The following is a 22,694-nucleotide window of genomic DNA, read 5'->3' as shown; positions in this document are numbered from 1 at the left end:
CGGCCACCGGCTCACAGGACGCGGGACCCGCCCACCGGGAGGTCCCACAGTTCGTCGCGCGGGCGCCCCGCGAGCTGCCAGGCGGCCCGGACCCGGGTCAGCGGTTCGAGCACCGGCTCGGCCGAGAGCAGGAACGTTCCCCAGTGCATGGGAGCCATCCGGCGCGCACCGAGGTCCTCGCAGGCCGCGACCGCCTCCTCGGGGTCGGTGTGCACGGGGCCGAGCATCCAGCGGGGGTCGTACGCCCCGATCGGCAGCAGTGCCAGGTCGATGCCGGGATGGCGGCGGCCGATCTCCTTGAACCAGCGGCCGTATCCGGTGTCGCCCGCGAAGTACACGCGCTGCCCCTGCTGGTCGCTGAGCACCCAGCCGCCCCAGAGCGAACGGCAGGTGTCGGTGAGGGTGCGCTTGGACCAGTGGTGGGCGGGCACGAAGTCGAGCCGGACGCCACCGGTCTCGGCCGCTTCCCACCAGTCGAGTTCGGTGACCCGGGTGAAGCGGCGGCGCCTGCACCAGCGGCCCAGACCGGCCGGGACGAAGAGCGGGGTGTCGCGCGGGAGGCGTTTGAGGGTGGGGGCGTCCAGATGGTCGTAGTGGTTGTGGCTGATGACCACCGCGTCGATCCGCGGGAGGTCCGCCCAGCGGACGCCGACCGGGGTGACCCGGGCCGGCGTGCCGAGGATCCTGCGCGACCAGACCGGGTCGGTGAGGACGGTGAGTCCGCCGATGCGCACCACCCAACTGGCGTGCCCTGCCCAGGTGACCGCGACGGTGGTGGTGTCGGTCTCGGGCAGTGGGGCGGGGGCGTAGGGCAGTAACGGGATGTCGCGGAGCCCCTCGGGCCTCGGGCGGGCGGCGCCTTCGCGGGCCAGCCGGGCCATCGCCCGGACCCCTGGCAGCGGGGCGGTGAGGCGGTCGGCGAAGGACTTCGGCCAGCTGCGGATCTCGCCCGGCGGACGCAGGACGCCCGGCGGCCGGGTGCGGGTCGGTGCGGACGCCTGCGCGGTGGACCGGCCTGCGACGGACGGACCGGGAGTGGACGGGCCTGCGGTGGACCGGCCCGGAGCGGACCGGCCAGGAGCGGACGGGCCTGCGACGGACGGGCCCCGGTCCGGACGCCGGACGTCCGGCTCCGGCTGACGCTGCTGGTGCGACGGCGGCTCGGCGAGGGAGCTCTCGGTCTGTTCCGTCATCGAGGGGCTCCGTCCGGTGGCGGTGAGGAATTCATCGCAGTTGCTCCAGGGCCGACGTGAAATGACTCAACGCACGGGCCACATGCGGCAGTTCGAGTGGCTCCGCCGAGGTGAGGGACTCCAGACGTTCCTCCGGGGTTGACCCGAGGAGCGGGCCCGTCGTGAAACGCACCCGCAGCGCGGCCGGATCGTCCCCGAAACGATGGCCGCCCGGCGCCGGGGCCCCGATCCGCCGGTCCAGGTAGTCCTCCAGTTCCATGGCGTCGGTGACGCCCCGGGACTCCAGCCCCGGGCGCAGCGGCCCGAGGTCGGCGTAGAAGTGCCGGCCCGCCTGCGGAGGGCGGGCCAGCGCGCCCGCGGCGAGCACCGCCCGGTGCGCGGCGCCGGCCACCCGTCCGTACAGTTGGGCCGCCTGCCCGGCCCTCTCCCGTACGGCGTCCGGCTCGCTCAGCGCGTGGGCGGCGGCGGCTGCGACCGGTCCGGCCACCACCGTGCCGATCGCCGTGATGACGTCGAGGGTCCTGGCGCGCCGGGTGGCCCCGTCGGCCGTGTCCGGGAACCGGGCGACGGCCACCGGCCAGGCGGTCGGGATGAGCGATCCGGCCGGATCGACGAGGACGGTCACCGCCTCCGGGCACATCTCGGCGGGGCTGAGGAGCACGGTCCTGCGCGGCCGGTGGCGGGTGTCGTTCCAGGTCTCGTCGCTGATGATGTGCAGCCCGGCGGAGACGGCGGCCTCACAGGCCTCGTGCACCACCTCGGGCGGCGCGACCGTGCCGGTCGGGTCGTCGGCCACGGAGAGCAGCAGCAGCCGGGGGTCACCGCCCTCGTCCCGCACTCTGCGCACGGTCTCCAGGAGCGCGTACGGGTCGGGGACCCCGCCGCACTCCGCCGGGGTCGGCACCGGGTAGGCGGACCGGCCGAGGAGACGGGCCTGCGGTATCCACCAGGCGGGGCACGGACGGGGCACCAGCAGGTCCCCGTGGTCCGCGGCGAGCAGGGCGAGGAGCAGCGACGGGGCTCCTCCGGCGGCGGCGATGTCCGCGGGCCCGCAGCCCAGTCCGCGCCGGGTCCAGTAGCCTGCGGCGGCCTCGCGCAACGCGGCGCCGCCGCCCGGCGGTTCGGGGGCGATGCGCGGGGCGGCCCCGGCGAGTACGGCGGCGAGCTCGGGAAGCACCGGCAGGCCGGGGCCCGGAGCGAGTGGTCCGTAGCGGACAGGGCCGCGGCTCTCCGGAACCGTCCGCTGCATGCCCGTACCTCCGCTGCTCGTCGGCCCCTCCGAGACCTTTATACGTAGATTTGCCCGACCGGGCGACCGTGGCCGGAGGCATCACTCGCGTCGGACGGGGTACGACGACCGGTCACCGGATGCCGGAAGTCACCACCGTCCGGCGGTGGACCGGCACCCGGACGGAACCGGGTCCACCTCGGCACCGACCGACACGCCACGCACGACGCACGACGAACGAGAGGGTTGATCGCCATGGCATTCGCCGTTCCCCACAGCGGTCCGGGGCACTACCGGCGGCTCGCCGCCTGGCTCGGCACCCAGGACCGGGCCCTGTTCCGGACCGCGGCGAGCAAGCGCTGGCCCGCCGCCGGTCCGCTGCTGCCCCGGCTGAGCAGCAGCGCCAACCACGGGCTGCTCTGGTTCGGCGCCGCCGCCGGGATCGCCGCTCTGGGCGGCTCCACCCGGGCCCGCAGGGCCGCGGTGCGCGGGCTGGCCTCACTGGCCGTGGCCTCCGCCGTCGCCAACACTGCGGGCAAGCGGTCGGTCCGCAGGACGAGACCGGTGCTGGACGCCGTCCCGGTGGTGAGGCAGCTGAAACGGCAGCCGGTCACCACCTCCTTCCCGTCCGGGCACGCGGCTTCGGCCGCGGCCTTCGCGACGGGCGTCGCACTGGAGTCGAGGGGCTGGGGTGCGGCTGTCGCACCGCTCGCGGTGAGCGTGGCGGCCTCGCGGATCTACACCGGCGTCCACTATCCGAGTGACGTCCTGATCGGGGCGGCGCTCGGCGTCGGCGCCGCCTTCGCGGTGCGCGGGCTCGTACCGACACGGGCCCAGCTTCCCGCACCGGGCCGCCCGCACACGGAGGCCCCGATACTGCCCGGCGGCCAGGATCTGGTCGTCGTGGTCAACAAGGCATCGGGTACGGCCGCCGCCAAGGCCGCTCTGGTCCGCGCCGCCCTGCCGCTCGCCGAGATCGTGGAGTGCGAGCCCGGCGAACTGGTCACCGCACTGGAGAAGGCCGCGGGCCGCTGCCGGGCGCTGGGCATCTGCGGCGGGGACGGGACGGTCAACCGGGCCGCGGTCGTCGCGGCCCGGCGCGGTGTGCCGCTTGCCGTCTTCCCCGGTGGCACCCTCAACCACTTCGCGTACGACGTCGGGATCGAGGAGGTCCACGACACCTGCCGGGCGCTGGCTTCCGGGGACGCGGTCAAGGTCGACCTGGGGCGCTTCACCCCGGGGCCGCAGGGCGGGGCGGGCGGGTCCGGGCACTTCCTCAACACGTTCAGCCTGGGCGCCTATCCGGAACTGGTGCGGATCCGGGAACGCTGGTCACCGAGGATCGGCGGCTGGCCGGCCGGTGTCCTGGCGGCGGCGAAGGTGCTCGGTTCCGAGCAGCCGCTCCAGGCCGAGTTCCACGGGGAGCGCAGGTCGCTGTGGACGCTCTTCGCGGGCAACGGCATGTACCAGCAGATGGGTCCCACGCCCGGCAGGCGTTTCGATCTCGCGGACGGGCTGCTCGACGTACGCGTGGTGCACGGCGGGCGGCTGCCCGGACTGCGGCTGCTGGCCGCCGCGCTCGCCGGACCGCTGTCCCGTTCCCCCGTGCACGCGGCGGAACGGCTGCGGCGGGTACGGATCGCGGGGCTCGCTCCGGGGACGCTGCTCGCGTTCGACGGCGAGATCACCGAGGCGCCCGCCGAACTCTGGATCGACAAGGACGACGAGGCGCTCACGGTCTACCGCCCGCTCCCGCTCTAGGCCGTGTCCATATCTCAAGACGGAAATCTCACGATCCGACATGAGCGTCTATGGTGATCCCCATACCTCGGACGCATAGTCGCGACGACGAATGAGGGAGATCCGTCATGCCGAAAGAGACAGCCGTCTATACGCACGGACACCACGAGTCGGTACTGCGCTCGCACACCTGGCGCACCGCCGCCAACTCCGCGGGCTACCTGCTGAACGAACTCAAGCCCCACATGCAGATCCTGGACATCGGCTGCGGCCCCGGCACCATCACCGCCGATCTGGCCGGGCTGGTCCCCGAAGGCCGGGTCACGGGTGTGGACATGGCGCCCGCGATCGTCGAGCAGGCGCGCGCCCTGGCCGCCGAACGCGGCCTGGACAACACGGACTTCGCGGTGGCGGACATCCACGCGCTGGACTACCCGGACGACAGTTTCTGTGTCGTCCACGCCCATCAGGTGCTCCAGCACGTGGGCGACCCGGTCCAGGCGCTGCGCGAGATGCGGCGGGTGACCAAGCCCGGCGGCATCATCGCGGTGCGCGAGAGCGACTACGGCGCGTTCGCCTGGTACCCCGAGCCCCCGGTCATGGACGACTGGCTGGACCTGTACCACCGGGTCGCCCGCGCCAACGGCGGTGAACCGGACGCCGGACGGCGGCTGTTCTCCTGGGCACGGCAGGCGGGACTCACGGACATCAGGTCGACGGCGTCGACCTGGGTCTTCGCCACCCCGGAGGAACGCGACTGGTGGGGCGGCCTGTGGGCGGACCGCACGGTCGCCTCGGTCTACGCGGAGAAGGCGGTGGCCGGCGGCCACGCGACGCGGGACCAGCTGACCGCGGTCTCCGCCGCCTGGCGGGAGTGGGCCACGCACGACGACGCGTGGTTCATGGTCCCGCACGGCGAGATCCTCTGCCGGGTCTGACGACCACCGGCCGGGACGGCGGCTGCGGGCTGCGGGCTGCGGGCTGCGGGCTGCGGGGATTCGATCTCCTGGCCCGCGCCCGCCAACCCAACTAGGCTTCTCCCCATGGAGATTCTGGGCACCACGCTGCGTATCTGCGTCGACGACCTCGACACCTCGGTGTTCTTCTACGAACGCCTCACCGGAAGCAAAGCGCTGCGCTTCGAGCGCGGCGGTGTATCGGTCGCCGCGGTCGGTTCCTTCCTGCTGATGAGCGGCCCGGAGTCGGAGCTGGAGATCCTGCGCAAGGTGACGGCGACCATCGCGGTCCGCGACCTCGCCGACGCCGTCACCACGCTCAACGATGTCGGCGCCAAGATCATCGTGGGGCCGCTACCGACGCCGGCCGGAAGCAACCTGATCGCGGTACACCCGGACGGTTCGGTGTTCGAGTACGTCGACCGGAAGACGGCCCAGGACTGACCCCGTTCGTACCCGGCCCGGCACTCATCAGCCGAGACCTCGGACGACCGCTCGGGCCACCACGGCCCGCGCTCCCGCGAGTTCGGCAGCGACGGCTTCCACGGTGGCGCTGTCGGCCACGACCTCCGCCGCACAGGGCTCGCTCTCGGCCAGCAGCTGACGTCGCAGATGGGTCGGCGGATGGGTGGAGTTCACGCTGTGGCCACGTCGCACGCTGACCCGGCGCAGCCGCTCGCGCTCGTGCTCCGGTACGGATGCGGTGTGGTCGACGACCCGTTCCCACAGTTCTGGACCCACGGTGCGGGCGTCCCTCCCCCTGCTCCGTGACCGGGCGGCGACCGACAGCCTGCGCAGTTCGTCCTCGACGGCGCTGCTCGCGGACAGCCGGTCCATCAGCGCGACGGCCGCCTCGCTGGAACCTGCCCGCGCGCCCTTGCGGTCCGCCAGGTACTCGCCACGCTGAGTGGCCCGCAGAGTGAGATGGTCCAGCAGGAGCGCCGTACCGATGACCATCCATCTGGGCAACGCCAGGGCCCAGTCGACAAGGGTCTGTTGCAGTGTCGGCCGGGAGGTCGGGGCCAGGGCGGAGTACCAGAAGGAGAGAGATTCAAACGCGGGCGCGATCACCGCTCCGTGCCGTATGTCCCCGTTGGCGTAGTGACCGAGTTCATGGCCGAGCAGGGCGATGCGCTCTTGCGGCGCAAGGGGCTCCCACAGGCACAGCCCGAGGAACAGCAGGCGGCGTCGGCGTATGCCCCACGCGGTGACTGCGGCGTTGGCGCTCGCGTCGACCAACACCACATCCACTCCTCGGGTGCCCACCGACTCCGCGACCCGGTCGATCAGCCCGAAGAGTGCCGGGGCGTCCGTCCGGTGCAAAGGCACCCCGCCCTCGGGGAATCGCATGAACCGCGGACGCAGTCCCACCGCCAGCAGGATCAGCGCGAGGCCGCAGACCGGCTGGACGACGGTGCTCCAGCCGAGGACGACGAGCAGGACGCCCGCGACGGCGAGAGCGGCGGTCACCGCGTGCACCGCGAGCGCCACCACCTGAGCGAGCACACTGATGAGATCCCGGTGGGGCCTGAGCTCACCGCCCTGCGACAGTTCTGTGTACAGCTGTTCCCCATGGCGGCGGGCCAGCTTCCTGCGGGCCGCGTCGAGCCGTCCGGGCTCCGGCTCGGGAGCACCCGGATCGGCGTTCCAGTCACAGGCGAGGCACCAGGTGACGAAGCGTTCGTTCTTCACCACTGCCGCGCCGCACTCCGGGCAGTCCTGCCGTACCTGTCTCGTGCCGTCCGCGTTCGTGGCAGCGTCGAGCTCCGTCATGGTCCCTCCCCCGGGCGGTCCCTCCCCAGGGCCGCCCACCTGCCCGCGGCGATCTTGCGACGGGCAGGCGGACTGTAGCCGATCAGCCCCCGGGACGCATCCGGTACTCGTAGGCGGCCGGCAGGGGTTCGTCCGTCAGGGACGACCAGGTGTCGTTCAGGACCTCCGCGCCCTCCCGGAGGTCCGCGACCTCGAAGCCCGTGTCGAAGATCGCGCGCGCCGCCCCGATGTCGCCCTCGGCGAGGAGCAGTCGGGACTCGATGAGGCGGAACCGGCCGCGGGCGCGGATCGCGGGGCTCAGTGTGCACCAGACCTTGCGGGCGTCGGTGGCGCGTCCCACCGCGAGCAGCGCGTCGATCGTCTCGCGGGCCAGGGACGCGGTCACCGCGGTCCAGGCCTGGCCGTCGCGGCGCTCGTCGCCGAGGTCGTTGCAGAGGTCGTCGAAGGCTTCGGCGTAGCGGTCGGCGGCCCGTTCGCCGTGGCCGTCGCACTGGTCGGCCACCGCCAGGCAGCGCAGCAACGGCCAGCGGGTCAGGGCCGGTTCCAGGCCGCGTTCCCAGCTGCGCACCGCCTGCGCCCGGTCGCCCTCGTGCCACTGGGCGACACCCAGGTGGTACTCGGTGAGCGGGTCGGCTGCCGCCGTCTCCAGCATGTCGCGCCAGTGCCTGCCGACGAGGGAGGGGCCGGGCGGGGTGGCCGGGCGCGGGGCCGGGAAGACGCCCGAGTGGTAGAGCTCCAGCCAGGGCTGCTGCTCGTCGCCGAGCGTCGAATCGTCGAAGGGCGTGCCGGGGAGTTCATGTCCCCCGCGCAGGACTTCGAGCGCGCCCCAGCCGGACCCGGTGGCCAGCGTCTCGTGGGGTTCCCGGTCGGCGCAGGCGTACCACGCCTCGTACGCGGCCTCGACCCGGGCCCGCGGCAGGACCGCTTCGAGTCGGCTCTCCGCCTCGGTGCGGGCCGCGGCCCAGTCGTCGCCGTGCACCGTCGACGGCTCGGCGGCGAGCGGCCCGTACGCCTCCAGCCAGCTGAACTCGGCGCCCGCTTCGAGCCGTACGTGCTCCAGCTGGGTCCGCGCGAGGCCCGCCTGGATCTCCGCGTACCCGGGGGTGTCCGGCTGGGTCAGCCACTGCTGCCAGCGGCGGCCCCCGGTGCCCGAGCCCCAGAGGAAGAGCTTGCGGCCCCGCAGTTGGTCGGTCGAGGTCTGGACGAGCCCCTGGCCGGTCGCGTCGAGGGAGGTGATCCACTTCCTCGCCTCGGGCGGGACCTCGTAGAAGTAGTCGGCCGGGTACTCGCTGCGCAGCGGGTACGTCCGGTCGGCGCCCTCCCAGTCGGGGACCGGCACGCGGCGCAGGCTGCGCTCGTACCCGAAGTGCCAGGCCTCGTCGGCGGGGGCCAGGATCCGGGTGGTCTCGTCCTCGGGTACCGCGATGTTGGACCACCAGTAGGTGGGCACGGTCTGCTCGTGCGGGTTGCGGACCCGCACACCGGCATAGAGGAAGTCGGAGTCCTCCGGCAGCCACAGGTCGACCTGGAAGGGCAGATCGCGCAGTCGCTCCCACTCCCAGAGCCGCAGCATCTCGCCGCCGTCGGGGGCGGTCACCAGTGCGGCGTGCAGCGGGGCGCAGCTGAGGGTGGTGTGGCCGGTCGCGCCGATGTTCCACTCGATGCCGCCGGAGAACCAGGCGCCGTTGAGGGCGAAGTCGGCGGGCTGGAGGACGGGGTTGCGGTAGAGCAGTTCCCGGCCGGTCGGCTTGTGGAACAGCGAGTGGATACGGCCGCCGAGGCCGGGGAGCACCGTGGCCCGCAGCCGGTCGTTCTCGATCACTATGGTGTCGATGCCGGTGGGCGTCCGCTCCCGGCCGTACCCGTCGAGCACGCGCACCGGCAGGAGCGTACGCAGCGGTTCGTAGCCGACCTGACGGGCCATGTCGTGCGGCAGGTCGTCCCGCCCCTCGGTCTCCACCGTGTGCATCTCGTCGAGCGGGCGCAGCGCCGGGAGAGGGTTCTCCGGCCCCAGTGGGGCCGCGGGCAGGGTCAGTACGGCACGTCGCACGGTCGTGGCCAAGGGAACCTCACTCGCTCGCGGGGGTGCCGTCCGGCCGGCACCCGTAATGACCATGGAACACCGATGGCCCGGGTCTGACCAGGGGTTCCCGGGGTCAGTTTTGAGGTGACCGAAAGCGGGCCGGGGGCGCGTAAACCTGCTGGCAGTGCTCCGGTCCCGCCCCGTACGCTGCGGCGGTACGGCGTACACCGAGAAAGAGGACGGACGAGATGGCCGAGCAGCACACCTACCGGGTGATCGTGCGGGGTACCTGGAACGGGCTGACGGACGCCTCGCGCGCACGGCTGCTCGCCGAGGTCGACGACCACGGGCTGGCGCAGATGCACTTCACCGAGCAGGGAACGCTCACCTACGACCGCGCGCTGACCCACTTCTCGTACCGCTACGTCGTCGTCTCGGACGCGGCGGACGGCGCGGAGATGGCGGGCGTCATCGCCGAGGACCGGGCCGAGACCGCGCTGAAGGAACTCGGCCACGGCTTCGGCCCGTTGCGCTCGACCGTCACGGACATGGACACCATGAAGATCAACCGCAAGGGGCGCTGAGCGGCCCGGCGCCGCGCGCGGGCCGCCGCTCCCCCGGCTGCCGACCTCACCGGGGCGACCCCACATCGGTCACCCGTGCAGGACGCCCTGCGGGTTCAGCAGTACGAGTACGACCCCCACCGCCACCAGCACTCCGAGCAGGCCGAGGAGGCGACGCCGTTTGCGCGGCGCTCTCCGCGGTCGCTGCGGTCCGGGGTCGGCCCGCCATCCGGCGGGACGGATGCCCGCAGCGTCCTGCTGCCGCAGCCGCTCGGTCACCATCCGCGCCCGCGCCGACGGTTCCTTGGGCGCTGTGGCCCTTATCGCACGCTCGCTGTCCTGCTCGAACTGCACCCACACCTCGTCGGGCAGCACGGGTTCCCCCTCGGCCGCGCCCGAGTGTTCCCCGGATACAGGCGGTCTCTGCGTCATGTAACGGCCCCCCACAGGCAGATCGGTCAAGCCTGATGATCTACCAGCACCGGGGGCTCGCACACAAATCCGGATGCTGTCGCCTCAGCGGACCAACTCGGCTGTGATCGCCCAGCGTTGGTGGTCGCGCCAGGCCCCGTCGATGAGGAGGAAGTCCGGCGAGTACCCCTCCAGCCGGAATCCGGCCCGGCGTACCAGCGCGAGCGAACCCTCGTTCGCGGGCTGGATGTTGGCCTCCAGGCGGTGCAGCCCGAGCGGCCCGAACGCGTACCGCGTCACCAACGCGAGCCCCTCCGCCATCAGTCCGCGGCCCGCCGCGTGCGCGAAGGCTCCGTAGCCGAGTGTCCCGCTCAGGAAGGCGCCCTCGACGATGTTGTTGATGTTGATGAATCCGGCGATGCGGCCCGCCGGGTCGCCCTCGCGTGCGCACACCAGGAATCCGGCCTTCGCCGGGTCCTCGATCAGCCGGCGGGCGTACAGCAGGAAGCCCTCGGTGTCCTCGGGCGGGAAGAGCCAGGGGTGATGCAGGCTCCGGCTCTCCCGTGCCAGCCCGGTGAACTCCTCGGCGTCCTCGTAGGAGAAGAGGCGTATGCCCACGCGGGCGCCCTCGGCGAGATATGTGGTTGTCTCGGACATCGCGCCAGATTAACCGGGCAGCTGCGGCAGGTAAGGGCCGGTGGGGATCCTCATCGGTTGCGCCGTCTGAAGAAGTAGCCGCCGCAGAGCGCGCCGACCACGAACATCCCCAGCAGCGCCGCCCAGAGCCGCATGGTGACCTCGGGGACCAGCAGCCGGATCGTCACCCGCTGGGTGTTCTCGAAGATGAGGACGAGCGCCAGGGCCACCACCACGAGCCAGGCGATCCGGCCCGGTGTGAACCAGCCGCTGAGACCGCTCCTGTCGCTCCTGTCGCGCCTCTCTGCATCCCTGGGGCTCATGACCTGCTCTTCTCCTCGGGTACGGGGCACCGCCTCCGGTACCAGGATGGTCGGATCCGGGGACCGGGGGCGGCTGGAGCGGGCCGTACGGGTGAGAGCGGTCCGGTCGGGGCGGCTCAGGTCGGGGCGGCTCCAGTCGAGGGCGGTTCCGATCAGGGCGGCTCAGGTCAGGGCCGGAACCTCCAGCGTGAGGGTGCCCGCGTCGGCGTCGAGCACCGCCGGGACACCGAGTGGAATGGTCTCCGCCGCGGTGCAGTGTCCGAAGCCCAGTTCCTCGACGACCGGCACACCCAGTCCGCCGAGCCGGTCGAGCAGCACCGCCCGCACGTCGTCGTACGGACCGCAGTCGACCCAGGAGCCGAGGGCGATCCCCGCGACACCGTCCAGCCAGCCGGAGCGGATCAGTTGGGTGAGGATGCGGTCGAGCCGGTACGCCTCCTCCCCGATGTCCTCGATGAGCAGCAGCCCGCCGCGCACCGACGTACGGGCCCGGGGAGTGCCGAGATCCGCGGCGAGCAGCGAGACGCACCCGCCGACGGTGATCCCGGCCGCCCTGCCGGGCAGCAGGGTGCGGGCGGTGCCGAGCCCGAGTGTGCGCACCGACTCGGGCTCGAAGAGCGTGGCCCGCAGGGACTCCTGGGTGTGCGCGTCCTCGAAGGAGGAGAGCGCCGCGGTCATCGGTCCGTGCAGCGTGGAAAAACCCGCCCGTACGGCGAACGCCTCGTGCAGCGCCGTCACATCGCTGAAGCCGACGAACACCTTGGGTCCGGCCGCGCGTATCGCCTGCCAGTCGAGCAGGTCGACCATGCGCTGCACGCCGTATCCCCCACGCGCGCACAGGACGGCGGAGTACGACGGGTCGCACCAGGCGTCCTGGAGATCACGGGCGCGCGCCTCGTCGGTACCCGCGAGATAGGTGAACCGCGGGTGCCTGTCGAGTACATGAGGCATCACGACCGGGTCCAGGTCCCAGCTCCGGAGGATGTCGAGGCCCACCGCGAGGCGGTCCCCGGGAACTGGTCCACTGGGAGACACGACGGCGACCCTGGCCCCGGGCCGCAGCCGCGCGGCCCGGGACAGCGGCAGGAGAGTCACTTGTCCAGCTCCAGGGCCGGGATGTCCGGACGGTCGATGCCGAAGGTCTGGGCGTACAGCGAGAACTCCGCCTCCAGCGCCCGGATCATGGTGTCGGCCCGGCGGAATCCGTGCCCCTCGCCCTCGAAGGTGAGATAGGCGCGCGGCACGTCCCGGCCCGCCATCCGCGCGAGGAAACGCTCGCACTGCACCGGCGGACAGATGACGTCGTCGAGCCCCTGGAGCAGCAGGAACGGAGCGGTGACCCGGTCCGCGTGCTGCGCGGGCGAGCGCTCGCGGTAGCGGTCGGGGACCTCCGCGAACGGCCCGATGAGGCTTTCCAGGTACTGGGACTCGAAGTCGTGGGTGCCGTCCTCCGACGCCCAGTCGGTGAGATCCAGGATGGGGTAGATGACGGTGCCGCAGGCGTAGACATCGGTGGACGCCAGCGAGGCGGCCGAGGTCCAGCCGCCGGCGCTGCCGCCGCGGATCGCGAGGCGGGCCCGGTCGGCGGTGCCCTCGGCGGCGAGTGCCTCGGCGACGGCCGCGCAGTCCTCGACGTCGACGACACCCCACTGTTCGCGCAGCCGGTTGCGGTACTCCCGGCCGTACCCGGTCGATCCCCCGTAGTTGACGTCGGCGACGCCGATGCCGCGCGAGGTGAAGTAGGCGATCTCCAGGTCGAGTACGAGCGGGGTGTGGCTGGTGGGTCCGCCGTGCGCCCACACCACGTAGGGCGGCAGTTCGGTGCCGGGGGCACTGCGGTCCGGGCTGTGCGGCGGGTAGACATGGGCGTGGATCTCGCGCCCGCCGGGCCCGGTGAACGTCCGGGCCTGAGGATCCGGGTAGTACGCCGGGTCCACCGCGTCCTCGTGCGGGGAGCCGATGACCCGGGTGTGGCCGGTCCGGGTGTCGAGTTCGACGATCTCGAACGCGCTGCGCGGGCCTGCCGCCAGGCCGACGACCCGGCTGCCGTACGCGGACAGGGTCGAGGCCCACTCGGTCCAGGGGCCCGCCGCGTCGACGAGTTCGCCGGTCTCGGGGTCGAGTACGCCGAGCGCCGTCGAGCCCTTGCCGTGGACGACGGCGATCAGGCCGTCGTCGAGCGGCTCGAACCACTTCTGGCCGACCTTCCAGAGTGGCCCGCCGAACTCCTCCTCGCGGGCGCAGAGCGCGACCGCTCCGCGGTGCGGGTCCGCCCGGTAGAGGTTCCACCAGCCGGTGCGGTCGGAGGCGAACAACAGCGCTCCGTCCGCGGCCCAGTCGACCTGCGCGACGGACTCGTCGGGTCCCCCGGCGAGGTGCCGCGCGGCCGTGAAGGAACCGTCGTCGGTGACGTCCGCGAGCATGACGTCGGTGCCGTCCCACGGCATCCGCGGGTGGTCCCAGCCGATCCAGGCCGCCCGCCGCCCGTCCGGCGAGAGCCGCGCGCCGGTGACGAAGCGGTGCCGGCCGTCGGTGAGTTCGCGTACCGCGGAGCGGTCGTCGGCGGCCGAGCCGTCCAGCGGTACCGCGGCGATCACCCGGCGCACGTCGGTCGGCGACCCGCCGGTGAACTCCTCCAGCACGCACCAGACTTCACCCCGGTCCTGGTGGACCGTCGGGTCCACCCAGCGGAGCCCGCCGCCCAGCGGGGAGACAGGGGTGAGCGGCCTCGGCGCGGCGCCCTGTGGGTCGTCCGGTTCGTAGGCGTAGAGCCGCTGGTCCGCGAAGTGCACGAAGACCACGAGCGGGCGGCCGTCGGCGCGCACCGTGCCGGCCCACGGCTGTCCGCCGTACTCGATGACCCTGCTGCGCACGTTCCACGGCGCGGGCAGTACGGACTCCTCGCTGCCGTCCGCGCGCCGGCGCACCAGCGCGCGCCGCCCGGCCTCGGCCGGGCGCGGCGCCGTCCACCACACTTCCTCGCCGACCGTTCCGATGTGATCCGGCCGGCCGTCGCGCGAGGCCGCGAGTGCGGCGTCGATCGGCGAAGGCCAGGTGCCGTAGGCCCCGATGGGTGCCATGTCCCCCACTCCCCTATGCAGTACGCAGATAGTGATCGAGTACCCGGACGCCGAAGTGCAGTGCGTCCACCGGTACTCGTTCGTCGACCCCGTGGAACAGGGCCTGGTAGTCAAAGCCGGGTGGCAGTTTCAGCGGCGAGAAGCCGTAGCCGGTGATCCCGAGGCGGGAGAACTGCTTGGCGTCCGTGCCGCCCGACATGCAGTACGGGACCACGTGCCCCTCGGGTGCGAAGCGCTCCACCGCCGCACGCAGTTTCGCGTACGTCGGCGAGTCGACCGGCGCCTGGAGCGCCACCTCGCCGTGGTCGAACTCCCAGTCGACGTCCGGCCCGGTGAGCCGGTCGAGTGTCTCTCGGAACTCCTCCTCGGCGCCGGGCAGCATCCGCCCGTCGACGTACGCCGTGGCATGCCCCGGGATCACATTGACCTTGTAACCCGCTTCCAGCATCGTCGGATTGGTGCTGTTGCGGACGGTCGCCTCCACCAGGGCTGCCGCCGGGCCGAGCTTCGCGAGCAGCGCGTCCACGTCGAAGTCCGGTGCGGTGGTGTCCGTGTCGATGCCGTGCAGGGCGGCGATCTCGGTGAGCGCGGCACGCACGGTCGGGGTGAGCCGGACCGGCCACTGGTGCTCGCCGATCCTGGCGATGGCGGCGGCGAGCCGGCTCACCGCGTTGTCCCGGTTGACCTTGGAGCCGTGTCCGGCCTTGCCGTGTGCCGTGAGCTTCAGCCAGGCCGTGCCCCGCTCCCCCGCCGCGATGGGGTAGATCGGCAGGTCGTGCCCGGCGTGGAAGGTGAAGGCCCCGGACTCGCTGATGCCTTCCGTGCAGCCCGCGAAGAGCCCGGGATGGTGGTCTGCCAGGAAGCCCGAGCCGTCGACGGCGCTCGCCTCCTCGTCCGCGGTGTACGCGATGACGATGTCCCGGCGGGGGCGCACGCCCTCCCTGGCCCAGCCACGGACCACCGCGAGGACCATCGCGTCCATGTTCTTCATGTCGACCGCGCCACGGCCCCACACGACACCGTCGCGGACCTCGCCGGAGAACGGGTGCACGGTCCAGTCGTCGGGCTCGGCCGGTACGACGTCGAGATGCCCGTGGACCAGCAGCGCGTCGGCCGACGGATCGGTGCCCTCGATCCGCGCCACCACGTTGGTCCGCCCGGGGGTACGTTCCAGGAGGGTCGGCTCGATACCCGCGTCGGCCAGCCGCTCGGCGACGTACTCCGCGGCGGGCCGCTCCCGGCAGTCCCCGCCGCCGCGGTTGGTGGTGTCGATACGGATCAGCTCCGAGGTGAAGCGCACCACCTCGTCGAGCGCCACGCCGTCCGGGGCCGCCGGGTCCGGCGCTGCCGCGCCGGGCGACGCCGTCTCCGGTGAGGTCACGTCAGCCATACTGTTCCTCCACTGCGGACGAGACGATCGTCGTGACCGCCTTGAAGGTCCGAATGCCTTCGTACATCGTCCCGCTGGTGTACGCGACGCGCCGCTCGCCCGTCCGTCGGACACCCGGGACGACGGTCGCGGCGCCGGTCAGGTGCTCCGCGTCGAACTCCAGCTCGACCGTGAAGGAGTCACCGCTCACCGGTTCGTAGCGCACGGCGAGCGCGGCGGCGTCCGCGGCGGCGCTCCGGATGTCCGCGGCCGTACGGGCCGGGGTGCGGCAGACGGCCGCGTACCGCGAGACATGGTCCTTCACGGCGACCTTGCGGGCCTGTGGCGCGTAACCCAGCGCGTCCTCGCAGGCCAGATCGTCCCCGGTGACGAGGACCACCGGCACACCGTACTCCGCGACGACATGGGCGTTCAGCAGGCCCTCGCTCGCCCGTACGCCGTTGAGCCAGACACTGGTGATCGAGTTGGCGAGGTAGGTGTGCGCGAGCACACCCTCCATGCCTGCACCCGTGTGATAGCCGATGAAGGCGATGCCGTCCACGTCGCCGTGCTGGACGCCCTCGACCATGGACAGTGATTTGTGACGGCCGGTGAGCATCTCGACCCGCTCGTCGAGCTGCTCGATGAGCAGATTGCGCATGGACCAGTGGGCTTCGTTGACGAGCACCTCGTCGGCGCCCCCGTCGAAGAAGCCGAGCGCTGCCGCGTTCACGTCGGACGTGAACAGGGAGCGGCAGCGCTCCCACTGCGCGGAGCCCGGGAGTACGTCGCCGGGCCAGGTCACACCGGTCGCGCCCTCCATGTCGGCGCTGATGAGGATCTTCATGCCTCGGAACCGTACGCGCTGCCGAGCCGCCTCAGCCAGAGCTGTGGATAACTATCGGTGGTCCAGACCAGTGAACTCACCTCGTACGGCCCACGACCAGCGCTTCCCGCGGAGCGGCCGGCCCCAGGGTCAGAACCTGTCCGGTCGGCCCTGCGGCTCGTCGAGGTGGACCGACGGATGCGACGGCGGGGCGGGCGCAACCACCGCTCCCGCAGTGGATGTGCCGGGTCCCGACCTCCGGCCGATCACCGTGTCGGGTTTGCGTCATGGGGGAAATCCGCCACTGTCCATCAGTTGCCCCGGTTCGTCCTCCGGCCTCACTATCTGTCATGCACACGATGACGATCACCATCGACCGGGAGGTTTCGACAAGCGTAGGAAGCTTTGCCACGCCCGTGACATCGAGCGTGCCCGGACCAGCAACGGGCTGCACCGCCCGGAGGTATTCCATGCACCCGGAGCTCCAGCACCTCGTCGACTCAGTGGCGACCGAGCTGTCACGCCCCGCGACCGTCGAGGACCGCAGACAGCGGCTGGTGGTCTACAGCCCGCACAGCGAGCTGCCCGACGTGGTTCGCCATGTTTCTATTCTCCAGCGCCGCGTATCGGCCGAAGTGCTGGCGTGGCTACGGCAGTTCGAGCTGCCCAAGGCGCGGCACCCGGTCCGCGTCCCCCGTAACGTCGCGCTCGGCATGCTGCCGCGGATATGCGTACCGATCCGCCACCACGACCTTCTCCTGGGTTATCTGTGGCTCATCGATGCCGACGAGTCGATGAGCTCGGACCAGATCGCACTGACCGAGACCGCCGCCCAGGGCTTCGCCCTGGCGCTGTACCGAGAGGTGCTGGCCGGCGAGCTCGCACAGAACCGGGAGACGGAGGCGATCAGGAACCTGCTGCTCTGCGGCGGCGATGTCCGGCCCCGTGCGGCTCGCACCCTCATCGACGGCAGGCACTTCGACCCCTCCCTCGGTGTCGTCGTAATGGTGGCCCGGCCGGTACTCACCCCCGACGCCGAACCGGATGCCCAGGTGCGACTCGCTCTCGAACACGCACTCGTCGACACCCGCCGCCGACTGCCCGCGCGACACTCCGTCCACCTTGTCTCCTACAGCGACGGATTACTTCTCCTCGGCACGGAGGAGGAGGTGGATGAGGCGACGGTGGACCGCTGTGTGTCCCATCTCGACCATGCTCTGCAGACCGCGATGTCCGGACTCGATCACGTGTCGTCATCTGTGATCGGTGTCGGGCAGCCACGGTCGGAGTTGACACAGGCGCGGGACTCCTACCTGGAGGCCGACCAAGCCGCTCGCATGGCTGCCTCCATGCCGGACGTCAGCCGGATTGCCCGATGGTCCCAGCTCGGCATCTACCGGGTACTCGCGCAGCTGTTCAGTCAAGACCTCGGCGACCTCGTGCTTCATCCCGGGCTGGAGCGGCTTTTCGCCGATCCGGAGGCGCTGCCTCTGCTCCAGACGCTGGAGACCTATCTGGATCTCTCCGGGAACGCACTCGCGACCTCAAAACACCTGATGCTGCACCGTACGTCGCTGTACTACCGGATTCAGCGTTTCGAACACTTGGCAGGCGCCAACCTCAAGGACGGCAACGAGCGTCTCTGCCTGCACCTCGGTCTGAAACTCGCGCGCTTCACCGGCCGCTACCGGCCTGCCTGCTGAACCCGCGGGCCGACAACGGCCCGCTGCACCGCGCGCGTCATACGTCATACGGGCTGCGGAGAAGGACGACGGCCCCGCCACGGGATCAGTGGCGGGGCCGCGGCCTGTGTGCGGGCCGGGGCGGACCCGACCCGCACGAAGCGTCACATCAGGTGCAGGTGCGATCGGGTCCGAGAGAGAAGTCGGCCTTGGACACCCTGCCCTTCGTGATCTTGACCGACCGGGTCTGCGTCGCCCAGCCGTCCTTGGCCGCGATCACCGTGAGCGGGCTGTTGCCGGCATCGAGCCAGAACACGTACTGACCGTTCCGGTCGGTCCTCAGCGTGTAGCTCGCCCTCTTCGAGGTGATCTGCACGGTCGCTCCGGTCAGCGGCGCCGACTTGCCGGAGCAGTCGACCCCGGTGACCGTCCCGGTGATCTTTCCCCAGGTCCTGGGCGGGTTCACCGTGAGCGACACCGGCACCGACGGGATCGCCCCGTACGGGGTCTTCGCACTGACCATGAGCTCCGCGGTGAGCGTGCCCGGCTGGGTGACTGCGGCGACGTTCGCGTCGAAACCCACGTTGACGTCGGCGCTCTTGCCCGGCTGGATCGTCACCTCGGTCTTGTCCACCGAGAGCCAGGGGACTGCGACGCACTCGCCGTAGCCGGGCAGCAGCTCGGAATTCGCGGCCGCGTCCCACCCTGCGGGGGAACCTCCGATCTTGTAGAAGCCGCAGGCCGAACCGCCGCGGTAGACGGTGTTGTTGGAGTTGGGCAGCGCGGTCCAGGCGTTGGATCCCGGATCGTAGGCGAAGCCCTGGTTGGTGGTCGTGGTCGATCCGTCGGTCACGCCACCGGACAGGAGGAGCTTGCCGTCCGCCGCCGAGTAGCCCATCCCCCACAGGTCGGTCGGCAGGTCGGCAACGGCGGTCCAGCTGTGAGACGACGGGTCGTAGCTGTAGGCGTGCTTGGAGGTGCCGGCCAGGTTCGCCCCGCCCGCGCAGTAGAGCTTGTTCGCGACGGCACCGCAGCCGAGCCAGGAGATCGGCTCCGGGTAGGACGTGCCCGAACTCCAGGAGTCCGACGCCGGGTCGTACGCCTGGACGTCCGTCCCGCCGCAGTCGTCGTACGTGCAGCCGCCGACGATGTAGATCTTGCCGCCCAGCACGGTCACGCCGGCGCCGGCGTACGGCTTCGGGTTCTCGGCGCCGGTGGACCAGGTCCCGGTCGCCGGGTCGTAGATCTCGGTCTTGGCCACCGGCCTCCCGTACTGGTCCCAGCCGCCGAAGACGTAGAGCTTGCCCCCGTAGGCAGCCGCCTCCGGTGCCGAACGGGTGACGCTCAGGTCCGGCAGGGCACTCCACGCCTGGGCGACCGGGTCGTAGACGTAGGCCTTCTTGTAATCGGCGGAGCCGTCGGTTCCGTCGACCGAGTAGACCTTGCCGTCGATGGTCGCCACGGCGTTGTCCATGACCGGCAAGGGGTAGTCGGCCACCGTCGTCCACGGTCCCGCGGACGGCATGGCCGACGGCTTGGTGGCCGCCCGCGCGATCTTGCCGGGCCGGAATCGCAGGGGGCTGTAGTGTCCCTTCACCTCGTGCAGCGGGGCACCCTTCTGCGCCGCCGCGGACTGGCGACCACCCGGCTGCTTGCCGATCTCGGCGGTCACCGGGGCGGTTCCGGTGTTCTTCAGGGTCAGGGTGGAGCTGCCCCGCCCTTTCCAGTCGACGGTCTTGCTTACCTGGGCCGGGACAGCGATCCGGGGTGCGGGCAGGGCGAACGTGCCGTCCGTTGCCTGGTCCGGGGCCACGTAGACGGTGATGTCCTGTGGGCTGTAGGAGTTCCCCGTGGTGGCGTTGAACGTGTGCTTCCCGGTGAGCGAGGAGAACATCCAGTAGAAGCCGTCGCCCAGGTTCGGGTCGTTCGGCGTCGCCACCGAAGTCGTCTTCTCCGCGGGTTTGTCGGCCGATGCCACCGAGGCGCCGTTGAGCCCGGCTCCGGTGTTCTTGTCGGTCACCCGACCGAGGGCCAGACCGCCCGGTACCGGGTCACAGGTGCGGTCGTCGAGGCGGACGTCGTCGACCTGCCACCACCACCCGAAGTTGGCGGTGAAGTGGAACCTCACCTGGACATCGGCCTTGCCGGCGGCCCGGGACAGATCCACGATCTCGGTCCGCGGCCCCCGCGCCATGTCGATGGTGTGGTGCCAGACGTTGTTCCATGTCTGACCGCCGTCCACACTGACATCGACGTCCCCGGTCTCGCCCGGGACGCTGTTGTAGTCGGTGTGGAAGGTCAGGGCCGGGTGGGTCTGCCGACTGAAGTCCGTGACCGGGCTGATCAGCGAGCTGTCCTGCGACTTGCCCGCGCCGTACTTCGCACTGTCGATCGTGGCGAAGCCCCCGGACCCGCCGGTCTTGTTGCCGCGCTTGCCGGGATCGTCGAACACCCAGGTCTGGCCGTTGCCGGCCTTGTCGTCGACGGTCCAGCCCGACGGCACCGTGGTGCCGTCGAACGACTCCGTGGCGCCGTCATTGTGGAGGGCGTATCCGCTCGCACTGCAGGTTGTCCAGTCGACCGACGCCTTGACATCATGCGTCACATCCGCCGAACCGACCTGAACCTCCTCGGAGTTCCGCTCGTAACCCGGATACAACGGGTCGACCTGCAAGGTGTAGCTGCCGGAGACGGGCACGCTCAGCGTGTACTTGCCCGTCCCGGGGTCGGTGTAGGCGACCGCTGTCGGCTCGTCCTTGACCCGCACCGTCGCATACAACGGCCAGCCGTGACCGGAACCGTCGTGGACCGTACCCGTGACATCCACCCGCGACTTCGCGGTCAACCCGAAGTTCTCGGTCACCGTCTGACCGTCGGCGATCGCGACACCCGAAACGGTCTTCGTGGCATACCCGAACTTGCTCGCGCTGACGTCATGGGTTCCGAGTGGCGCGGTCAGGGTGTAATGGCCCTGCCCGTCCGTCATCGTCGTGACGTCACCCACGCTGATCTTGGCCGAAGCCAGCGGATCAGTGCCGTCGGTGACAGTCCCGGTGACGGTGCCGTGCGGTGTGTAACGGAACGCGGCGACCCCGTTCGGGGTGCCGAGCCCGGTCGGCCCGTCATAGCCCGCCCCTCCCTTGCACAGATACGCGGGTGTACAACTGCCGTTGCTTCCGGACGTCACGTCGTTCAGCGCGGACGGCTGGGCGTACGGGTAGGAGTTGGGCACCGAACCCGCTGCCGGCGTTCCGGCCATGGCGTAGACCGAAGCGATGATCGGCGCGGACGCACTGGTACCGCCGTAGACGTTCCAACCACCGTTGTAGACCGCGACACCAGTGCTCGGGTTCGCCACCGCGGACACATCGGCGACCGCACGACGCGCACAGCCGGTGTCCTTCTGGAACGACGGCTTGGGCTCGTACACCGAGCAGCCACTGCCCGCTCCACCCCATGCGGTCTCCGTCCAACCACGGGTGGTGGACGTGTTCTTGACCAGCGAGGTGCCTCCGACGGCTGTCACATACGGAGACGAGGCCGGGTACGAGACGCCGTAACTGTTGTCACCGCTACTGGCGGTGATGGCGACACCGGGGTGGTTGAAGTAGGCGTCGTCGGCCTGGCTCTGGTCGGAACCTTCGTCGCCGCCATAGCTGTTGGAGACATACTTGGCACCCTGGGCGACCGCCTGGTTCACGGCGGCACCGAGATTGGTCACGGAGCTGTCGTCGGCCTCGACCAGGAGGATCTTGCAGGTCGGGCAGGTCGCGCTGACCATGTCGACGTCCAGCGCGATCTCCCCGGCCCACCCGGCGTCCGTCGCCGGATAGTCCGTGCCACCGCGCTGGTCCACCTTCTTGAAGCAGCCATTGGCCGTGCTGCACGCCGACAGCCCGTACTGCTGACGGTAGACAGCCAGGTCCGCCTCGGCGTTCGGGTTGTCGAACGCGTCGACGATCGCCACCGTCTCCGTGGATCCAACAGCGGGCAGCTTGTACGCACCCTGCAGATCCGCCGGACCGAAACCAGCGGGAGCCGCATCGGGCTGCACACCCTTCACCACGGCAACATCGGTACGGACCATCGCGAGGCAGGACATCTCACCCGCCCGTGACGGCGAGGCACACAACCGGTCGGTGGGGTGCCGACCAGGCGAAGCAGAACGGGCCGCCTTCGCGGCCGAGACAGAACCGTTGGCAGATCCGGTGGTGGAAGCGGATGTGGTGGAGGTGGCAGATGTGGTGGAGGCCGTGGCCGTGGCCGGTAGAGCGATCAACGTGAGTGCGACGACGGCGAGCGCTACGATCAGCGCGCAGACGCGTCCGACAGCTGTGGTCAACACAACCGGACGCGATCTGCGGCGCGAACGCCGCGCAGCGGGGGGATAAGACACGTACACCTCTCCTACGGGACGCATACAAACCCGAATCGTGAATTCCTGATCAGGCAGATCCCGGCCCAGCCGCACTTACTCAACCGCGCCTCTTCAACCGCGACATGATTCCGCGGTCGAGCGCGTTTCAGTACAGACCGGCGCCGTGATCACCAGGGAAACTTCCGGCCGGATAACCACGGCCGCGACCCAGCCGAATTCATTCCAACCGGACAAGGTCGACATCTCCCAGCCCCGAGGCGGCGCTCGGGAACACGAGCACTTCGACAGAACACGGTGCACGAGAACTTTCCCGCCCCTTCTGCCGGATGACAGGTTCGCGCGGACTTTATGACCAACAGCACCACCCCGTCATCGGTCGAAAGTCGGGACCATCCCCGCACCAGCCCGACGAATGTCGAATCACACCGACACCCGACAGAACGGTCGCGGCCTCGCCACCGATCGGTGGCGAGGCCGCGACTTGTCCGTGCGGGCAGGGCTCTGCCCGCACGG

General features: G+C 71.0%; 17 protein-coding genes. 5 read left to right on the top strand and 12 right to left on the bottom strand.

All coding sequences use genetic code 11. From position 1 onward, the window contains the following. Positions 1 to 11 precede the first annotated feature (11 nt). Together OG709_RS31105 and OG709_RS31100 are read right to left on the bottom strand one after the other, a co-directional pair. Positions 12 to 1,193, bottom strand: coding sequence for an MBL fold metallo-hydrolase (locus tag OG709_RS31105; protein WP_250302672.1), 1,182 nt, complete (start codon positions 1,191 to 1,193; stop codon positions 12 to 14). A gap of 31 nt (positions 1,194 to 1,224) precedes the next feature. Next, complete coding sequence (locus tag OG709_RS31100) at positions 1,225 to 2,442, bottom strand: aminotransferase class I/II-fold pyridoxal phosphate-dependent enzyme (RefSeq protein ID WP_266645950.1); 1,218 nt, start codon at positions 2,440 to 2,442, stop codon at positions 1,225 to 1,227. 234 nt (positions 2,443 to 2,676) lie between these two features. Between OG709_RS31100 and OG709_RS31095 the strand changes: the two genes are divergently transcribed. The 3 genes from OG709_RS31095 (at position 2,677) to OG709_RS31085 (ending at position 5,561) form a co-directional block, all read left to right on the top strand. Then, positions 2,677 to 4,182, top strand: a complete 1,506-nt coding sequence (locus tag OG709_RS31095) for a bifunctional phosphatase PAP2/diacylglycerol kinase family protein (RefSeq protein ID WP_250302670.1) — start codon at positions 2,677 to 2,679, stop codon at positions 4,180 to 4,182. A gap of 107 nt (positions 4,183 to 4,289) precedes the next feature. After that, positions 4,290 to 5,099 (top strand): methyltransferase domain-containing protein, encoded by an 810-nt coding sequence (locus tag OG709_RS31090; RefSeq protein ID WP_250302668.1) that lies wholly within the window; start codon positions 4,290 to 4,292, stop codon positions 5,097 to 5,099. 105 nt (positions 5,100 to 5,204) lie between these two features. Continuing rightward, positions 5,205 to 5,561, top strand: coding sequence for a VOC family protein (locus OG709_RS31085; protein ID WP_250302666.1), 357 nt, complete (start codon positions 5,205 to 5,207; stop codon positions 5,559 to 5,561). Positions 5,562 to 5,588: 27 nt separating this feature from the next. Here the strand turns inward: OG709_RS31085 and OG709_RS31080 are convergent, their stop codons facing one another. Continuing rightward, positions 5,589 to 6,890, bottom strand: coding sequence for a M48 family metallopeptidase (locus tag OG709_RS31080; RefSeq protein WP_266645955.1), 1,302 nt, complete (start codon positions 6,888 to 6,890; stop codon positions 5,589 to 5,591). 82 nt (positions 6,891 to 6,972) lie between these two features. Next, on the bottom strand, positions 6,973 to 8,952 hold the full coding sequence (locus tag OG709_RS31075) for a DUF5107 domain-containing protein (protein WP_266645957.1): 1,980 nt from the start codon (positions 8,950 to 8,952) through the stop codon (positions 6,973 to 6,975). A 209-nt stretch (positions 8,953 to 9,161) separates the two neighbouring features. Between OG709_RS31075 and OG709_RS31070 the strand changes: the two genes are divergently transcribed. After that, the gene (locus tag OG709_RS31070) at positions 9,162 to 9,497 is read left to right on the top strand and encodes a DUF6204 family protein (RefSeq protein ID WP_250302663.1); all 336 of its coding nucleotides are present in this window, start codon (positions 9,162 to 9,164) and stop codon (positions 9,495 to 9,497) included. 69 nt (positions 9,498 to 9,566) lie between these two features. Here the strand turns inward: OG709_RS31070 and OG709_RS31065 are convergent, their stop codons facing one another. From OG709_RS31065 to OG709_RS31035, 7 genes are all read right to left on the bottom strand, one after another. Continuing rightward, the gene (locus tag OG709_RS31065; RefSeq protein WP_250302662.1) at positions 9,567 to 9,908 is read right to left on the bottom strand and encodes a hypothetical protein; all 342 of its coding nucleotides are present in this window, start codon (positions 9,906 to 9,908) and stop codon (positions 9,567 to 9,569) included. 84 nt (positions 9,909 to 9,992) lie between these two features. Beyond that, positions 9,993 to 10,544, bottom strand: a complete 552-nt coding sequence (locus OG709_RS31060) for a GNAT family N-acetyltransferase (protein WP_250302661.1) — start codon at positions 10,542 to 10,544, stop codon at positions 9,993 to 9,995. 50 nt (positions 10,545 to 10,594) lie between these two features. Next, positions 10,595 to 10,846 (bottom strand): LapA family protein, encoded by a 252-nt coding sequence (locus OG709_RS31055; RefSeq protein WP_250302660.1) that lies wholly within the window; start codon positions 10,844 to 10,846, stop codon positions 10,595 to 10,597. Positions 10,847 to 11,008: 162 nt separating this feature from the next. Further along, positions 11,009 to 11,941: a S66 peptidase family protein gene (locus OG709_RS31050; protein WP_250302658.1), complete on the bottom strand. Its 933-nt coding sequence runs from the start codon at positions 11,939 to 11,941 to the stop codon at positions 11,009 to 11,011. Continuing rightward, positions 11,938 to 13,926 (bottom strand): prolyl oligopeptidase family serine peptidase, encoded by a 1,989-nt coding sequence (locus OG709_RS31045; RefSeq protein WP_326693672.1) that lies wholly within the window; start codon positions 13,924 to 13,926, stop codon positions 11,938 to 11,940. Before OG709_RS31045 ends, OG709_RS31050 begins: the two co-directional genes overlap by 4 nt. Positions 13,927 to 13,939: 13 nt before the next feature. Then, positions 13,940 to 15,316 (bottom strand): M20/M25/M40 family metallo-hydrolase, encoded by a 1,377-nt coding sequence (locus OG709_RS31040; RefSeq protein WP_250302656.1) that lies wholly within the window; start codon positions 15,314 to 15,316, stop codon positions 13,940 to 13,942. Next, a complete protein-coding gene (locus OG709_RS31035; protein WP_329168501.1) occupies positions 15,309 to 16,142 on the bottom strand; it encodes a M55 family metallopeptidase in 834 nt (277 codons plus the stop codon). The genes OG709_RS31040 and OG709_RS31035 overlap by 8 nt, the downstream gene beginning before the upstream one ends. A 449-nt stretch (positions 16,143 to 16,591) precedes the next feature. On the opposite strand from OG709_RS31035, the gene OG709_RS31030 reads away from it, so the two are divergent. Beyond that, a complete protein-coding gene (locus OG709_RS31030; protein ID WP_250302654.1) occupies positions 16,592 to 17,824 on the top strand; it encodes a PucR family transcriptional regulator in 1,233 nt (410 codons plus the stop codon). 148 nt (positions 17,825 to 17,972) lie between these two features. Here OG709_RS31030 and OG709_RS31025 read toward each other — a convergent pair whose 3' ends face one another. After that, positions 17,973 to 22,148 carry a carboxypeptidase regulatory-like domain-containing protein gene (locus OG709_RS31025; protein ID WP_329168499.1) on the bottom strand — a complete coding sequence of 1,392 codons (4,176 nt, stop codon included), beginning with the start codon at positions 22,146 to 22,148 and terminating at the stop codon, positions 17,973 to 17,975. Positions 22,149 to 22,694 lie beyond the last annotated feature (546 nt).

Source organism: Streptomyces sp. NBC_01267, from assembly GCF_036241575.1.
Classification (GTDB): Bacteria; Actinomycetota; Actinomycetes; order Streptomycetales; family Streptomycetaceae; genus Streptomyces.
Note: the sequence above shows the minus strand (reverse complement) of the source record. Positions and strands in the feature narration are given on the sequence as shown.

Coding starts and splice junctions, on each gene's coding strand:
- OG709_RS31045 (WP_326693672.1), bottom strand. CDS start 13,926: ATGGCACCCATCGGGGCCTACGGCACCTGGCCTTCGCCGATCGACGCC.
- OG709_RS31040 (WP_250302656.1), bottom strand. CDS start 15,316: ATGGCTGACGTGACCTCACCGGAGACGGCGTCGCCCGGCGCGGCAGCG.
- OG709_RS31035 (WP_329168501.1), bottom strand. CDS start 16,142: ATGAAGATCCTCATCAGCGCCGACATGGAGGGCGCGACCGGTGTGACC.
- OG709_RS31095 (WP_250302670.1), top strand. CDS start 2,677: ATGGCATTCGCCGTTCCCCACAGCGGTCCGGGGCACTACCGGCGGCTC.
- OG709_RS31030 (WP_250302654.1), top strand. CDS start 16,592: ATGCACCCGGAGCTCCAGCACCTCGTCGACTCAGTGGCGACCGAGCTG.
- OG709_RS31065 (WP_250302662.1), bottom strand. CDS start 9,908: ATGACGCAGAGACCGCCTGTATCCGGGGAACACTCGGGCGCGGCCGAG.
- OG709_RS31060 (WP_250302661.1), bottom strand. CDS start 10,544: ATGTCCGAGACAACCACATATCTCGCCGAGGGCGCCCGCGTGGGCATA.
- OG709_RS31100 (WP_266645950.1), bottom strand. CDS start 2,442: ATGCAGCGGACGGTTCCGGAGAGCCGCGGCCCTGTCCGCTACGGACCA.
- OG709_RS31085 (WP_250302666.1), top strand. CDS start 5,205: ATGGAGATTCTGGGCACCACGCTGCGTATCTGCGTCGACGACCTCGAC.
- OG709_RS31080 (WP_266645955.1), bottom strand. CDS start 6,890: ATGACGGAGCTCGACGCTGCCACGAACGCGGACGGCACGAGACAGGTA.
- OG709_RS31070 (WP_250302663.1), top strand. CDS start 9,162: ATGGCCGAGCAGCACACCTACCGGGTGATCGTGCGGGGTACCTGGAAC.
- OG709_RS31055 (WP_250302660.1), bottom strand. CDS start 10,846: ATGAGCCCCAGGGATGCAGAGAGGCGCGACAGGAGCGACAGGAGCGGT.
- OG709_RS31105 (WP_250302672.1), bottom strand. CDS start 1,193: ATGACGGAACAGACCGAGAGCTCCCTCGCCGAGCCGCCGTCGCACCAG.
- OG709_RS31090 (WP_250302668.1), top strand. CDS start 4,290: ATGCCGAAAGAGACAGCCGTCTATACGCACGGACACCACGAGTCGGTA.